14 protein-coding genes are annotated in these 14,628 nt (G+C 65.6%); 9 read left to right on the top strand and 5 right to left on the bottom strand.

The features are described from left to right. Window positions 1-130 precede the first annotated feature (130 nt). Window positions 131-910 (top strand): Smr/MutS family protein, encoded by a 780-nt coding sequence (locus CFB89_RS04350; RefSeq protein WP_089466878.1) that lies wholly within the window; start codon window positions 131-133, stop codon window positions 908-910. Continuing rightward, a complete protein-coding gene (locus tag CFB89_RS04345; RefSeq protein ID WP_089466877.1) occupies window positions 897-1,520 on the top strand; it encodes a trimeric intracellular cation channel family protein in 624 nt (207 codons plus the stop codon). The genes CFB89_RS04350 and CFB89_RS04345 overlap by 14 nt, the downstream gene beginning before the upstream one ends. Before the next feature lie 97 nt (window positions 1,521-1,617). Here CFB89_RS04345 and CFB89_RS04340 read toward each other — a convergent pair whose 3' ends face one another. The 4 genes from CFB89_RS04340 to CFB89_RS04325 all read right to left on the bottom strand — a co-directional run bounded on the left by CFB89_RS04340 (window position 1,618) and on the right by CFB89_RS04325 (window position 6,020). After that, entirely contained in the window at window positions 1,618-2,736 is a 1,119-nt protein-coding gene (locus CFB89_RS04340; protein ID WP_089466876.1) for an ABC transporter ATP-binding protein, read from the bottom strand. Window positions 2,737-2,848: 112 nt separating this feature from the next. Then, on the bottom strand, window positions 2,849-3,706 hold the full coding sequence (locus CFB89_RS04335) for a carbohydrate ABC transporter permease (protein WP_089466875.1): 858 nt from the start codon (window positions 3,704-3,706) through the stop codon (window positions 2,849-2,851). Next, on the bottom strand, window positions 3,696-4,634 hold the full coding sequence (locus tag CFB89_RS04330; protein WP_011544827.1) for a carbohydrate ABC transporter permease: 939 nt from the start codon (window positions 4,632-4,634) through the stop codon (window positions 3,696-3,698). The genes CFB89_RS04335 and CFB89_RS04330 overlap by 11 nt, the downstream gene beginning before the upstream one ends. Before the next feature lie 138 nt (window positions 4,635-4,772). Further along, a complete protein-coding gene (locus CFB89_RS04325) occupies window positions 4,773-6,020 on the bottom strand; it encodes an ABC transporter substrate-binding protein (protein ID WP_089466874.1) in 1,248 nt (415 codons plus the stop codon). A 431-nt stretch (window positions 6,021-6,451) separates the two neighbouring features. On the opposite strand from CFB89_RS04325, the gene zwf reads away from it, so the two are divergent. From zwf to CFB89_RS04290, 6 genes are all read left to right on the top strand, one after another. Next, entirely contained in the window at window positions 6,452-7,921 is a 1,470-nt protein-coding gene (zwf, locus tag CFB89_RS04320) for a glucose-6-phosphate dehydrogenase (RefSeq protein ID WP_089466873.1), read from the top strand. A gap of 88 nt (window positions 7,922-8,009) precedes the next feature. Further along, window positions 8,010-8,690 carry a 6-phosphogluconolactonase gene (pgl, locus tag CFB89_RS04315; RefSeq protein ID WP_089466872.1) on the top strand — a complete coding sequence of 227 codons (681 nt, stop codon included), beginning with the start codon at window positions 8,010-8,012 and terminating at the stop codon, window positions 8,688-8,690. Beyond that, the gene (locus CFB89_RS04310; RefSeq protein WP_089466871.1) at window positions 8,668-10,596 is read left to right on the top strand and encodes a bifunctional transcriptional regulator/glucokinase; all 1,929 of its coding nucleotides are present in this window, start codon (window positions 8,668-8,670) and stop codon (window positions 10,594-10,596) included. Before pgl ends, CFB89_RS04310 begins: the two co-directional genes overlap by 23 nt. A 558-nt stretch (window positions 10,597-11,154) precedes the next feature. Next, window positions 11,155-11,586, top strand: a complete 432-nt coding sequence (locus tag CFB89_RS04300) for an STM2901 family protein (protein ID WP_089466869.1) — start codon at window positions 11,155-11,157, stop codon at window positions 11,584-11,586. Beyond that, on the top strand, window positions 11,586-11,942 hold the full coding sequence (locus tag CFB89_RS04295; RefSeq protein WP_089466868.1) for a DUF1493 family protein: 357 nt from the start codon (window positions 11,586-11,588) through the stop codon (window positions 11,940-11,942). The genes CFB89_RS04300 and CFB89_RS04295 overlap by 1 nt, the downstream gene beginning before the upstream one ends. A gap of 103 nt (window positions 11,943-12,045) precedes the next feature. Beyond that, window positions 12,046-12,474, top strand: coding sequence for a type VI secretion system amidase immunity protein Tai4 (locus CFB89_RS04290; RefSeq protein ID WP_089466867.1), 429 nt, complete (start codon window positions 12,046-12,048; stop codon window positions 12,472-12,474). A 60-nt stretch (window positions 12,475-12,534) separates the two neighbouring features. On the opposite strand, the gene CFB89_RS04285 is transcribed toward CFB89_RS04290, so the two are convergent. After that, window positions 12,535-13,752, bottom strand: a complete 1,218-nt coding sequence (locus CFB89_RS04285) for a Bcr/CflA family multidrug efflux MFS transporter (protein WP_089466866.1) — start codon at window positions 13,750-13,752, stop codon at window positions 12,535-12,537. A 248-nt stretch (window positions 13,753-14,000) separates the two neighbouring features. On the opposite strand from CFB89_RS04285, the gene CFB89_RS04275 reads away from it, so the two are divergent. Further along, entirely contained in the window at window positions 14,001-14,459 is a 459-nt protein-coding gene (locus CFB89_RS04275) for a hypothetical protein (RefSeq protein WP_089466865.1), read from the top strand. Window positions 14,460-14,628 lie beyond the last annotated feature (169 nt).

Raw genomic sequence — 14,628 nt, 5'->3', positions numbered from 1 at the left:
AGCCTTGCCGCAGCGGGCGCTACAATGGCGTCCGCTGCCGCGAAGCGGGCTCGACCGGAAAGCCGCTGCCGCCGCGCAGCGGCTTTTTTTGTGCCCGCGCGCCCGAACGCGCCTGCCCCGTTACCGAATCATGGCGAAGAACCAGCCCCATCCGAGCGATCCCGCGAAGCGGAAGATCGCTGCCCGTCCCGTGACCCCGGCGCCCGCCGCGCCGCCGCCCGCGCCCGATGCGGCCGCGTTGCGCGGCCAGGGCCTCGCGGGCCTCGGCGCGTTGCGCAAGTCGCTGCAAGGCGAAGCTGATCGTCGCGAGCGCGCGCGCATCGAAACCGCGCAGGCCGAGCGCAAGGCGGAAGCCGACGCAAACCTGTTCCGCAACGAAATCGGCACGATCCGGCCGCTGAACGCGCCGCCGCGCGCGTCGTCGGGCCGCATGCCGCCCGACCCGGTGCCAAAACAGACGCAGCGCGACGAGGAGGCCGTGCTGAACGCGACGCTGTCCGACGAATTCGATCCCGAGACGCTGCTCGACAGCGACGACTCGCTCTATTACCACCGCCCCGGCATCAGCCGCGACGTCGTGCGCAAGCTGAGGAGCGGCGCGTGGATCGTGCAGGCGCAGATCGATCTGCACGGCATGCGGCGCGACGAAGCGCGCGATGCGCTCGCCGAATTCATCCGCGAAGCCGGCAAGAAAGGGCTGCGCTGCCTGCGCGTGATCCACGGCAAGGGCCTCGGTTCGATCGGCAAGGAACCGGTGCTGAAGGGCAAGGTGCGCGCGTGGCTCGTGCAGAAGGAAGAAGTGATCGCTTTCTGCGAGGCGCGCGGCCACGACGGCGGCGCGGGCGCGGTGCTGGTGCTGCTGCAGCCGCACGCGGCGCCGGCCGACCGGGGGCCGCGTGCCGCATCCTAGGCTGACGCTCGCGATCGCGATACTGGAGGCGATCGCCACGCTGGCTTTCGCGATTTCGGGGTTCATCGAGGCGCGCAAGAACCGCCTCGACTCGGTCGGCACGTTCGTCGTCGCGCTCGCGACCGCCTTCGGCGGCGGCACGCTGCGCGACATCCTGCTCGAGCGCCGGCCGTTCTACTGGGTCATGCACGACGACTACGTGATCGCGATCTTCGTGCTCGCGCTGTTCGCGCCGTTCGTGCTGCGCATGCTGTCGCGGCTATCGGCCGAACGGCTGCTGCTGATCGCCGATGCGATCGGGCTCGGCATCTTCAGCATCTCGGGCACGTCGATCGCGCTCGACGCCGAGATGCCGCGCTTCATCGCGGTGATGATGGGCGTAATCACCGGCGTGGTCGGCGGGATCGTCCGCGACGTGCTGTGCAACGACATCCCGCTGATCCTGCGCGATTCGCGGCCGTACGCGACCTGTGCATTCGTCGGCTGCTGGTTCTACCTGCTGCTCGTGTGGCTGCAGTTCGACTCGGTGTACAGCGTGCTGCTCGCGACCGGCTTCATCCTCGTCGCGCGGCTCGCGACGTTCAAGTTCGACGTGCGGTTGCCGCACTGACCGGCGCATCCGCGCGCGCGTCAGCCGCATCGGCGAAACGAAAAAGGGGCCGCTCATCGAAACGGCCCCTTCGTCTTTCATTCACCCAAGCGTCGCGTCACGCGATCCGCTCTTCCGACGCCGGATCGAACAGCACGGCCTTCGACACGTCGAACAGCAGCGATTGCGTCTGCCCCGGCTGCGGGTTCGCGGCCGGATGCACGCGGCTCACGATCCGTTTGCCGTTCACCTGCGCGAACACGTGCGTGTCCGGGCCGGTCGGCTCCGTCACGTCGACGCGCACGTCGATCGGCTGCAGCTTCGACGCCTCGCCGTGATGTGCGTTGCGCGCGTCGGTGATGCGCTCCGGACGCAGGCCGAGGATCACCTCGCGGCCGACGTGCGACTTCAGCTTCGCCGCGTCGAACGGCAGGATCAGCGCGCTGCGCGCGAGGCCCGTGTCGATCTCGAGCGCGATCCCGCCGCCCTGCTCCACCAGCTTGCCGTTGATGAAGTTCATCGGCGGCGCGCCGATGAAGCCCGCGACGAACAGGTTCGACGGCGAATCGTAAATGTCCTGCGGCGCGCCGAACTGCTGGACCACGCCGTCCTTCATCACCGCAATGCGATCGCCGAGCGTCATCGCCTCGATCTGGTCGTGCGTCACGTAGACGATCGTCGTGCCGAGACGCTGGTGCAGCAGCTTGATTTCCGCACGCATCTCGATGCGCAGCTTCGCGTCGAGGTTCGACAGCGGCTCGTCGAACAGGAACAACGACGGATCGCGCGCGAGCGCGCGGCCCATCGCGACGCGCTGGCGCTGGCCGCCCGACAGCTGGCCCGGCTTGCGGTCGAGCAGGTGCTGGATCTGCAGCATCGACGCCACGCGGTCGACGATCTGCTGCTGCTCGCTCTTCGGCACCTTGCGGATGTTCAGCCCGAACGAGATGTTCTCGCGCACCGTCATCGACGGATACAGCGCGTACGACTGGAACACCATCGCGATGTCGCGATCCTTCGGCGACAGGTCGTTGACGACCTTGCCGTCGATGCAGATCTCGCCGCTCGTGACGGTCTCGAGCCCGGCGATCATGTTGAGCAGCGTCGATTTCCCGCAGCCCGAGCCGCCGACCAGGATCAGGAACTGTCCGTCCTCGATCTCGATGTCGACACCCTTCAGGACCGGCACCCCGTTCGGGTAGGTCTTGTACACGTCACGGATGGAAAGGCTTGCCATGCTGTGAATCCTCTGTCTCGTCTCGCGCGGCGCACTCGGGCGCCGCGTCGGGTTCGTTTCGATGCGCCGCGCGTGGTGCGCGGCCGGTTCGTCGTATCGGATAAAGCCGCGCCTACCCCTTCACCGCGCCCGCCGTCAGCCCGCGCACGAAGTAGCGGCCGGCGACGATGTAGACGAGCAGCGTCGGCAGCGCGGCGATGATCGCGCCGGCCATGTCGACGTTGTATTCCTTCACGCCCGTCGACGTGTTGACGAGGTTGTTCAGCGCGACCGTGATCGGCATCGAGTCGACGCCGGAGAACACGATCCCGAACAGGAAGTCGTTCCAGATCTGCGTGAATTGCCAGATCAGGCACACCATGAAGATCGGCAGCGACACCGGCAGCAGGATCTTCGTGAAGATCGTGAAGAAGCCGGCGCCGTCGATGCGCGCGGCCTTCACGAGTTCGGCCGGCACGCTCACGTAGAAGTTGCGGAAGAACATCGTCGTGAACGCGATCCCGTACACGACGTGCACGAACACGAGGCCCGGAATCGTGTTCGCGAGGCCGAGCATCCCCTGCAGGCGCGCCATCGGCAGCAGGATCACCTGGAACGGGATGAAGCAGCCGACCAGCATCATCGTGAACAGCGCGTCCGCGCCGCGAAAGCGCCAGTGCGTGAGCACGTAGCCGTTGAACGCGCCGATCAGCGACGAGATCAGCACGGCGGGAATCACCATCTGCAGCGAGTTCAGGAAGAACGGCTTCATCCCGTCGCAACGCACGCCGGTACAGGCGCCGCTCCATGCCTTGATCCACGGATCGAAGGTCCAGTGCGTCGGCGGCGTCAGCAGGTTGCCGGTGCGCAGCTGGTCGAGATCCTTGAACGACGTCGACAGCATCACGTAGATCGGGAACAGGAAATACAGCGCGAACAGGATCAGTGCCGCATAGATCACTGCCCGGCTGATCGTCATCTTAGGCTGCATTGCGGGTGCTCCTCGATTCCATATACATCAGCGGCACCAGCACCGCGACCACGGTCGCGAGCATCATCACCGAGGACGCCGCGCCGAGCCCGAGCTGGCCGCGGTTGAACGAAAACGTGTACATGAACATGGCCGGCAGCGACGACGACGTGCCCGGGCCGCCCGCCGTCAGCGCGACGACGAGGTCGAAGGTCTTGATCGTGATGTGGCAGAGGATCAGCAGCACCGAGAAGAACACCGGGCGCATGCTCGGGATCACGATCTTGCGGTAGATGGTGGGCAGCGTCGCGCCGTCGACCTGCGCGGCCTTGAAAATCTCGCCGTCGACACCGCGCAGCCCCGCGAGGAACAGCGCCATCACGAAGCCGGTCGACTGCCACACGGCCGCGATCACCACGCAGAAGATCGCCTTGTCCGGATCGTCGAGCCAGCCGAACGAGAAGCTCGTCCAGCCCCAGTCGTGCATCACTTTCTCGAGGCCGAGGCCCGGGTTCAGGATCCACTGCCATGCGGTGCCGGTCACGATGAACGACAGCGCCATCGGGTACAGGAAGATCGCGCGCAGCGCGCCTTCGTTGCGGATCCGCTGGTCGAGCAGGATCGCGAGGAACAGGCCGAGCCCGACGCAGATCGCGATGAACGGAATCCCGAACCAGCCGAGGTTCGCGGCGGAGGTCCACCACACGTCGTTCTGGAACAGGTCCGTGTAACGGCCGAAGCCGTCGAATTCGTAGTTGGGCAACAGCCGCGAGCGGGTCAGCGACAGATAGCCGGTAATCAGGATGAAGCCGTAGATGAACACCACGGCGATCGCGACGCTCGGCGCGAGCACGAGCTTCGGGATCCAGCGATCGGCGAAGGCCGACATCGGCGACGTACGCCGTGCGGCGGCAGCGCCGGATCCGTTTCCGCTAAGAGGGGCAGCCACTTGATTCGACTCCTGGAACGAGGGCGGCGCAGGCCGGGCCGGCGCCGGGTACGGCACGGGCCCGCGGGCGAGCCCGTTTGCTGCACATGCAAAAACGCCCGGCCGATGAAGCGTTTCCGGCCGGGCGCCTGGCGCGCGTTACTTGACCTTCGCGGCCTTCGCGAGCGCGGCGACCGCGCTCTTCGAATCCTGCTGCGAGTTCATGAACTTCGTCACGACGTCCGTGATCGCGCCGGCGGTCGCGTCGTTCTGCGCCATCCCGTGCGCGAGCGACGGCACGTAGCCGCCCGACTTGATCGCGACCTGCTCGTCGGCGTACGACTTCTTCGCGCAGTCGTCGAACTTGTCCATCTTCACGCCGAGGCGCACCGGGATCGAGCCCTTCAGCAGGCTGAACTGCTCCTGGAAGTCCGGCGTCATGATCGTCTTCGCGAGCGCGAGCTGGCCCGGCGTCGCGTTCTTCTCGCCCTTCTGCTGGAAGAACACGAACGAGTCGACGTTGAACGTGTATGCGTTCGCGGTGCCCGGCACCGGCGCGCAGATGTAGTCCTTGCCCGACTTCTTGCCGGCGTTCTCGAACTCGCCCTTCGCCCAGTCGCCCATGAACTGCATGCCGGCCTTGCCGTTGATGACCATCGCGGTCGCGAGGTTCCAGTCGCGGCCGTTACGACCGGTATCGAAGTAGCCCTGGATCTTGCGCACCGTGTCGAACACCGACAGCATCTGCGGCGACGTCAGCGTCGCCTGGTCGAGGTCGACCAGCGCCTTCTTGTAGAACGCCGGGCCTTGGGACAGCACCACGTCTTCCCACAGCGTCAGGTCCTGCCACGGCTGGCCGCCCATCGCGACCGGCTGGATGCCCACGGCCTTCAGCTTGTCGGCCACCGCGAAGAATTCGGGCCAGGTGGTCGGCACCTTCGCGCCGACCTTGTCGAGCGCGGCCTTGTTGATGTACAGCCAGTTGACGCGGTGCACCGAGAACGGCGCGGCGACGGTGTGGCCCTTGTACTTGATGATCTTGTCGATTTCCGGCGGCAGGTTCTGCTTCCAGTCGCCTGCGACGGAATCGATGTTGACGAGCACGCCCTGGTCGGCCCAGTCCTGGATCAGCGGGCCCTTGATCTGCGCGGCCGACGGTGCGTCGCCGCTGATCACCTTGGTCTTCAGCGCGGTCATCGCCGCGGCGCCGGCGCCGCCCGCGACCGCGAAGTCCTTCCACACGTAGCCCTGCTTCTGCAGGTCGTCCTTCAGCACGCCGACGGCCTTCGACTCGCCGCCCGAGGTCCACCAGTGCAGCACGGTTACGTTCTCGGCTGCCTGCGCCGCCACGGCGCCAGCCATCAGACCTGCGGCGCAGAGCGCGCCCATGATCGAGCGAACTTTCATTACTTATCTCCTCCAGACTGAATCAACTCGTGAGGTTCCCTCACCGGGAACCGGCTTCTTGATAACGACGGGGAAATCGAGCCGCGGGACGCATGCAGCGTACGGGGCCGATGACCGGCCGGGCTCTTACAGAAAGCGTGAATCGAGATTCAACGGCGTGTCTCCTCTTTGTGTTTCTGGCCCGCCGCGATGATGCGACGCGAGCCCGGGGCCGACGGCGCGCGGACGATGCGCACCGCCAATGTCCGATAACATTCGGCACAAGGCGCTCCCGAAGGCGAAGCTCGCGCAGCTCATCGACCGCGCTTCTTTTTTTCTTCACCCAGGTGCTACCCCTTGCGGCGGATTGTAGTTAAACTACAATTCAGTGTCAAAAATATTTTTATCGCACTACGGATCGCTTCCGGGCACCCCCAACACGGCGGAGACACATGCATACCGATTCCAGCTTTACCTTCGTACTTTTCGGCGGCACCGGCGATTTGTCGATGCGCAAGATCCTGCCCGCGCTGTTCGAAGCGCACCGCGCGAACATGCTGGCGGCGAGCGGCCGGATCGTCGCCGTGGCGCGACACGAATCGGATCGGGCGGCCTATCTCGAATGGGTCGACACGCACGTGAAGCCGCATGCGGCGAAGGCGGCCGGCAACGCGTTCGACGACGCGGCATGGAAGTCGTTTCTCGACCGCATCGAGTACGTGAAGCTCGATCTCGGCCGCGCGGAGGATTACGTCGTGCTGCGCGACGCGGTTGCATCGCTGCCCGGCATCCGCGTGTTCTATCTCGCGACGGGCCCGTCGCTGTTCGTGCCGATCTGCAAGGCGCTCGCGTCGGTCGGCCTGAACGAAGGCGCGCGCATCGTGCTCGAGAAGCCGCTCGGCTACGACCTGAAGTCGTCCAACGCGATCAACGACGCGGTCGGCGAGATCTTCGCGGAAGGCCAGATCTACCGGATCGACCACTACCTCGGCAAGGAGCCCGTGCAGAACCTGCTCGCGCTGCGCTTCGGCAATGCGCTGTTCGAGCCGCTGTGGCGCCGCGAATGGGTCGAGAGCATCCAGATCACGATCGCCGAGGAGCTCGGCGTCGAGGCGCGCGGCGATTTCTACGACAATACGGGCGCGCTGCGCGACATGGTGCAGAACCACCTGCTGCAGTTGCTGTCGATCGTCGCGATGGAGCCGCCGCACTCGATGGATTCCGACTCGGTGCGCGACGAGAAGCTGCGCGTGCTGCGCGCGCTGAAGCCGGTGGACCCGCGCGACATCGGCAAGGTGGCCGTGCGCGGCCAGTATCATGCGGGCGTGATCAAGGGCGCGCAGGTGCCGGCCTACGCGACCGAGCCGGGCGTGAAGCCCGACAGCCAGACCGAAACCTTCGTCGCGCTGAAGGTCGAGATCGAGAACTGGCGCTGGGCGGGCGTGCCGTTCTTCCTGCGCACCGGCAAGCGTCTGGCCGACCGCGTCGCGGAAATCGTCGTCAACTTCCGCCCGGTGCCGCACTCGGCGCTCGGGGCCTCCGCGCTGCGCGCCGGTGCGAACCGCCTCGTGATCCGGCTGCAGCCGAACGAGACGATCCGCCTGTACTGCCTCGCGAAGCAGCCGGGCGAAGGGATGAACCTCGCGAGCGTGCACCTCGACCTCGCGTTCGACCAGTTCTTCAAGGAAGGGCAGATGGAGGCGTACCAGCGCCTGCTGCTCGACGTGATCAACGGCCGGCTCGCCCTGTTCGTGCGTCGCGACGAACAGGAAGCCGCATGGCAGTGGGTCGAGCCGATCCTGAACGAATGGGCGCGCACGCTGAAACCGCCGAAGCCGTATGCGGCGGGCACGTGGGGGCCGGCCGCGTCGAGCGCGATGCTCGCGCAGCACGACACCTGCTGGCTCGAAGAAGAAAACTGATGCAAACCGTTGCGGCGTACGTCACCGTACGCGGCAACGCGCCTCACGATTCGTACGATTTGAACAGACAAAGCAGTCCGGAGGAGATGTGATCGAGATCCACGCTTTCGACACCCAGGAAGCGCAAAGCGAAGCGCTCGCGCGCGCCGTCGGCGATGCGCTGCGCGCGGCGCTCGCGGGCCCCGCGCGCCCGACGCTCGCGGTGTCCGGCGGCACCAGCCCGCGCCCGTTCCTGCACACGCTGTCGCACGCGGCGCTCGACTGGGCCGGCGTCGACGTCACACTGGTCGACGACCGCTGGGTGCCGGACGACGACGCGGCCAGCAACGCGCAACTCGTGCGCGACACGCTGCTGCGGCACGCGGCGGCCCCTGCCCGCTTCCTGCCGCTCGTCGACACACGTGTGTCGCTCGACGCGCACGTCGCCGCGCTCAATGCGAACGCCGACTACCGCGTGCCGACCGTCGCCGTGCTCGGCATGGGCGAGGACGGCCACACCGCGTCGATTTTCGCCGACGCGCCCGAATGGGACCACGCGATCACGACGTCCGAGCGCTTCGTCGCCGTGCATCCGGGCGCGGCGCCCCATGCACGCGTGAGCTATTCGCTCGATGCGCTGAAGCGCGTCGACCGGCTGTTCCTGCTGATCGCGGGCGCCCGCAAGCGCGACGTGCTCGACGCGGCAGCCGCGTCGCTGCAGAAGAACGCGATTTCCCAACTGGCCAACGACAAGGGGACCCAGCTCGATGTCTACTGGTGCGCAAAGTAAGGCGGTCGTCGCGGGTCAGCATGCCGACGGCCCGCGCCTGCTCGCGGACGTCGGCGGCACCAACGCGCGCTTCGCGCTGGAAACCGGCCCGGGCGAGATCACGCAGATCCGCGTCTATCCCGGCGCCGATTATCCGACGATCACCGACGCGATCCGCAAGTATCTGAAGGACGTGAAGATCAGCCGCGTGAACCACGCGGCGATCGCGATCGCGAACCCGGTCGACGGCGACCAGGTCACGATGACCAACCACGACTGGAGCTTCTCGATCGAGGCGACGCGCCGCGCGCTCGGCTTCGACACGCTGCTCGTCGTCAACGATTTCACCGCGCTCGCGATGGCGCTGCCCGGTCTGACCGATGCGCAGCGCGTGCAGGTGGGCGGCGGCGCGCGCCGCCAGAACAGCGTGATCGGCCTGCTCGGACCCGGCACCGGGCTCGGCGTGTCGGGGCTGATCCCGGCGGACGACCGCTGGATCGCGCTCGGCAGCGAAGGCGGTCACGCCTCGTTCGCGCCGCAGGACGAGCGCGAGGATCTGGTGCTGCAATACGCGCGCAAGAAGTTTCCGCACGTGTCGTTCGAGCGTGTGTGCGCGGGCCCCGGCATGGAGATCATCTATCGTGCGCTCGCCACGCGCGACAAGAAGCGGGTGGCCGCATCCGTCGACACGGTCGAGATCGTCGAGCGCGCGCATGCGGGCGATGCGCTCGCGCTCGAGACGGTCGAATGCTTCTGCGGGATTCTCGGCGCGTTCGCCGGCAGCGTCGCGCTCACGCTCGGCGCGCTCGGCGGCGTGTACATCGGCGGCGGCGTCGCGCTGAAGCTGGGCGAGCTGTTCACGCGCTCGTCGTTCCGCGCGCGCTTCGAGGCGAAGGGCCGCTTCACGCACTATCTGCAGAACATCCCGACCTACCTGATCACCGCCGAGTACCCGGCGTTCCTCGGCGTATCGGCGATTCTCGCGGAGCAGTTGTCGAACCGTTCGGGCGGCGCGTCGTCGGCCGTGTTCGAGCGGATCCGCCAGATGCGCGACGCGCTGACGCCGGCCGAGCGCCGCGTGGCCGATCTCGCGCTGAACCATCCACGCTCGATCATCAACGATCCGATCGTCGACATCGCGCGCAAGGCCGACGTGAGCCAGCCGACCGTGATCCGGTTCTGCCGCTCGCTCGGGTGCCAGGGGCTGTCGGATTTCAAGCTGAAGCTCGCGACCGGCCTCACCGGCACGATCCCGATGAGCCACAGCCAGGTGCATCTCGGCGATACGGCCACCGACTTCGGCGCGAAGGTGCTCGACAACACGGTGTCCGCGATCCTGCAGCTGCGCGAACACCTGAATTTCGAGCACGTCGAGAACGCGATCGAGATCCTGAACGGCGCACGCCGCATCGAGTTCTACGGGCTCGGCAACTCGAACATCGTCGCGCAGGACGCGCACTACAAGTTCTTCCGCTTCGGGATCCCGACGATCGCGTACGGCGACCTGTACATGCAGGCCGCGTCGGCCGCGCTGCTCGGCAAGGGCGACGTGATCGTCGCGGTGTCGAAGTCGGGACGCGCGCCCGAGCTGCTGCGCGTGCTCGACGTCGCGATGCAGGCCGGCGCGAAGGTGATCGCGATCACGTCGAGCAACACGCCGCTCGCGAAGCGCGCGACCGTCGCGCTCGAGACCGACCACATCGAGATGCGCGAGTCGCAGTTGTCGATGATCTCGCGGGTCCTGCACCTGCTGATGATCGACATTCTCGCGGTCGGCGTCGCGATCCGTCGCGCGTCGACCAACGGCGAATTGCCGGAGGCCGTGGCGCAGGCGCGCGCGCGGGCGAGCGACGACGAAACGGCCGACGTGCTCGACTGGTTGAGCCACGGCGCGTCGCCGGCGGCGAAGGACGTCGCGCGGGACTGACGCTTCGGCGAAACACCGTCGATCCACGACACCCCGAACGCTGGATTCAAACCCGGCGTTCGGGGCGTTTTGCATCAGCGGCACCGGTGCGAACCACATCAGCCCGGCAGGCATCGATGACGGCACGTGACGTCATACGTTCGTACATCCCCACATTTTCGAACAAGTCCGATTGTCGGCAGTTGTCCTGGCTCGGTAACTTCCTTCACTCCGCGTGATGCCGCCATCCCGGTCCGACGCGAGAAACGACGCGTTTCTCACCGAACCCCGATTGGCATCGACGGCATCACGTTCATCCAGTTTGCGGAGAGGGATATGCCTGGACCATGTTTTTCAGCCGCATGGGCAGCAGCAATGCGCATTTACGCGCCGATAAATTCCGCGGAGAAAGTTGCGCGAACGATTGGGGACAACGTTGCCACCCATATCCAGCGATGGAACAAAGCAGCAGTGATCAAATTCCCGCCTTCGCTGGGCGGCAGCACCCTGGACGATAGGCAGGGGATCGTTCTCTTCGAGATTTCAGCCTCGTCGATAGCCTGAGAGAGGAATACTATAATGAACAATACCTATGCCTTTGGTACACATCGAGATCTCACGCCGATGGAGCTGTTTTTCCTTGTCTTTATCGATGAGACATGCAAGGAGCTTGGTGTTGACGATGTGGCAGCAGTGGTTGCCATTGTGGCCGGTCAAAATTGGATGCCAACACGAGCGAAGCCCTTTGGTACCACGCCGGGTACTTCCGTTGCGTCGATATTGAGTCGCAAGTATCTGGACTACGATTTGAAGAAGAAGATCCTCCCAACGCTGACCAATGCCAGCGTCAAGCGCTTGAAGTTCATTCTGGTAAGAAACATTGGGGTTTTCGTTGGGCGCGCGGTTCCTGTCGTTGGCTGGGTCATTGCTGCCAAGGATGTCACGATGATCAGCATTCGTTCCGTGTCGCGCTATAACGCACTTGTTAAACCTGAGGACAAGGTGTTCTGATGAGTCAGTTTACGTGGAACGAGTTTGAGGATTTTGTGAGAAGGGAGGCCGGTGTTGGTCCCCAAAAAATTCTCACAAAAGATCATGCCGTCGAGGGTGATTTGGATATCACTGGCGATGATGCGGTCGAGTTTATGGAGCGCTTCTTTGATAAATTTCCAGTGCAAGTTGGAGATTTTGAATTCAATCGCTACTTCTCAGGAGAGGGCTTTAGCTTGATTGAAGTTGCGCGGATGGCTTTCTCCAGAAAACGCCGAGAAAAATATGACAAAGTGCCACTGACTCTAGGCATGCTCTATCAGGCTATTCTGGATGGAGCGTGGAGCAATCAGCGCTTGGAAAGCCTGCCGCGCTGATTGCACCTCGCCAAATAGACCGGTTCATCTTTTAGGCGATGTGTTGGATCTGTGCATACCTCTGGAGTCTGCCATCAGACAAAATCCGCTGCTCCGGTGTGTGATGTTCTGGGCGCTGATGTTCGCGGCACAACCCAGCCACGCCGCGGATACGTCGTCGCCGCAAGCCGGCGCCCGAACCTACGCGCAGAACTACAAGGACATGGTGCTCGCCGAATGCATCGCGACCGCTTATCGGAATGAACCGACCGCTGCGATGGACGCGGGAAGCAGTGCCAGTGCGCTGATGGACTGGACCGACTTCGATCTGGAGCGGAACCCCGACGCGAGCAAATCACTGGTCAATCGTTTTCTTGCACGCGACTATCGCAATCCGGTCGTCGAGTCCGAAATCAAGGGCGTGAGATTTGATTTTTTAAAATGCCTAGATCTGTATCACAGCCAGGAACTCGAGACTGAAGTCAGGCGATTCGTGATCAACCCGAAGCGCAGCTATCGACTCGACAATCGCTCGTCAGACCGTTCAAAGTGATGCAGAGGTGGGAAGTTCAAACCCGTCGACCGCCCTCCTCCGCCAGTTCCGCCGCGCTGCTTAAGCCCCGGTCGGCACGGGCGGTCCATGCCAGCGCAGCACCAGATAGCGCCCGACGAAGCACAGCACGCCGGTGATGCCGATCGTCACGCCCATCGCGAACGGCGTGCCGTCCGCGAGTACGCCGATCGCGACACTCGCGAGTGCACCCAGCGCGAGCTGCATCGCGCCGAACACGGCCGCCGACGCGCCCGCGTTGTGCGGATAGCGGTGCATCAGGTCGGTCGTGCAGTTCGCGGACAGGATCCCGACCACGCCGACGACGAAGAACAGGCACACGACGATCGACCACAGCCCGCCCCACCCCGTCAGCGCGACGAGCGCAACCGCGAGCGACGCGATGCAGCTCACGAGCGACGCGGCCGCGATGATGCGCAGCGACCCGATGCGGCCGACGAGCCGCGTGTTCGCGAAGTTGCCGATCATGATCCCGACGACGTTCAGCCCGAACAGCAGCCCGTAGTGCTGCGGCGACACGTGGAAATACTCGATGTACACGAACGGCGTCGCGGTGATGTACGAGAACATCGACGCGAACGCCATCCCGCCGCACAGCATGTGCCCCCATGCGACGGGGTCGGACAGGATGCGCCCGTACGATGCGAACGACGCGAGCACGGCCGCGCTCTTGCGCCGCTCCTTCGGCCAGGTTTCGGGCACGCGCAGATACGCGGTCGTCGCGCAGATCGCGCCGAACACGGCCAGCACGACGAACACGCCGCGCCAGCCGGAGAAACGCAGGATCTGGCCGCCGATCAGCGGCGCGAGCAGCGGCCCGACCGCGGTGACGATCGCGACCATCGACAGCACCTTCGCCGCGTCGCTCGGTTCGTGCGCGTCGCGCGCGATCGCCCGCGCGAGCACCGACGCGGCGCCGGCGCCGAGCGCCTGCAGGAAACGCACGACGATCAGCACGTCGATCGAACCCGACACGAAGCAGCCGATGCTCGCGAGCGTGAACAGCGCGATCCCGCCAAGCAGCACCGGGCGGCGGCCCCACGTGTCGGACAGCGGGCCGTACAGCAGCATGCCGATCGAGAAGCCGGCCATGAAGCTCGTCAGCGTGCGCTGCGCGGCGCCGGGGCTCACGGAAAAGCCGTCGGCAATCGACGGCAAGCTCGGCAGGTACATGTCGGTGGCGATCGGCCCGCAGGCCGCGAGCGCGCCGAGCAACAGGATCAGCCGGGCATCGGGCCGGCGCCGGACGACGTGAGACATGGGTATCCGGAATGGGTGCCCGCACGCATCGGGGCGCGCGTGGCGGTGAAGACGGCAGGCCGCGCCGCAAGCGGCGCGTTCAGGCTCATGATTGTACGCGCAACTTTTTTGCGTGCCTCGGCCCGCACGCGGCGGCGGCCGGGGACACGCCCATGCGCGTCGCGCGCCGAACGAGCCCGCGGGCGGATTCGATTAAGCTTGCTGCTGCCCGCCCCTCTCGTCTGACCTATTCGACGTACGACCGACCGATGACCGCTTTCCTGCTGATCTGGAGCCCCAAGAAATGGCCATGGCCCGAGCTGCCCGACGTCGCCGCGCGCGTGAAGGCCGGCGAGGCCGTGCATGACGTGTGGGGCTGCGGCTTCGCGCGCGGCATCCTGCCGGGCGACCGCGTGTTCCTGCACCGCGTCGCGAAGGAACCGAAGGGCGTGTTCGGCTCCGGCTACGTGACGCGCGCGCCGTACGAGGTGCCCGATCCGTCGACCAAGCGCGGCTACCGGCTGTGCATCGACTTCGTGTACGACTGGCTCGTCGACGCGCATCAGGACGTCGTGATCGCGCGCGACGCGCTGCGCGTGCATCCGTACTCGGTGCAGACGTGGGACGCGCAGAGTTCCGGCACGTCGATCAAGCCGATGGTCGAGGGCCCGCTCGAAAAGCGCTGGGCCGAGCTGACCGGCAAGCGCAAGCCGCCGCGATCAGCGTAAACCGGGTCGAATCGGGGCCTTTCCGCCCGGCCGATTCCCCAACGCGCCGAAAGGCCGCACAAGCGCTGGCGGGCCTGCCGCGCGTGTCTCCGGTACAATCAGACGATCGTTCCGCCCAGGCGCCGCGGCCCGTGCACAGGCCCCCGCGCCCTTCTCTCGCAGGTTTCGC

Origin of the sequence: Burkholderia sp. AU16741 (assembly GCF_002223345.1) — a bacterium.
In the GTDB taxonomy this organism is placed as follows: Bacteria; Pseudomonadota; Gammaproteobacteria; order Burkholderiales; family Burkholderiaceae; genus Burkholderia; species Burkholderia sola.
The sequence above is the reverse complement of the archived record's forward strand: the minus strand, read 5'-3'. Positions and strand labels throughout refer to the sequence as shown.

What these genes read in the sequence shown, in the direction of transcription:
- CFB89_RS04285 (WP_089466866.1), bottom strand. Translation starts at nt 13,752, where the DNA reads ATGTCTCACGTCGTCCGGCGCCGGCCCGATGCCCGGCTGATCCTGTTG.
- CFB89_RS04300 (WP_089466869.1), top strand. Translation starts at nt 11,155, where the DNA reads ATGAACAATACCTATGCCTTTGGTACACATCGAGATCTCACGCCGATG.
- zwf (WP_089466873.1), top strand. Translation starts at nt 6,452, where the DNA reads ATGCATACCGATTCCAGCTTTACCTTCGTACTTTTCGGCGGCACCGGC.
- CFB89_RS04310 (WP_089466871.1), top strand. Translation starts at nt 8,668, where the DNA reads ATGTCTACTGGTGCGCAAAGTAAGGCGGTCGTCGCGGGTCAGCATGCC.
- CFB89_RS04275 (WP_089466865.1), top strand. Translation starts at nt 14,001, where the DNA reads ATGACCGCTTTCCTGCTGATCTGGAGCCCCAAGAAATGGCCATGGCCC.
- CFB89_RS04340 (WP_089466876.1), bottom strand. Translation starts at nt 2,736, where the DNA reads ATGGCAAGCCTTTCCATCCGTGACGTGTACAAGACCTACCCGAACGGG.
- CFB89_RS04335 (WP_089466875.1), bottom strand. Translation starts at nt 3,706, where the DNA reads ATGCAGCCTAAGATGACGATCAGCCGGGCAGTGATCTATGCGGCACTG.
- CFB89_RS04350 (WP_089466878.1), top strand. Translation starts at nt 131, where the DNA reads ATGGCGAAGAACCAGCCCCATCCGAGCGATCCCGCGAAGCGGAAGATC.
- CFB89_RS04325 (WP_089466874.1), bottom strand. Translation starts at nt 6,020, where the DNA reads ATGAAAGTTCGCTCGATCATGGGCGCGCTCTGCGCCGCAGGTCTGATG.
- CFB89_RS04295 (WP_089466868.1), top strand. Translation starts at nt 11,586, where the DNA reads ATGAGTCAGTTTACGTGGAACGAGTTTGAGGATTTTGTGAGAAGGGAG.
- CFB89_RS04290 (WP_089466867.1), top strand. Translation starts at nt 12,046, where the DNA reads ATGTTCTGGGCGCTGATGTTCGCGGCACAACCCAGCCACGCCGCGGAT.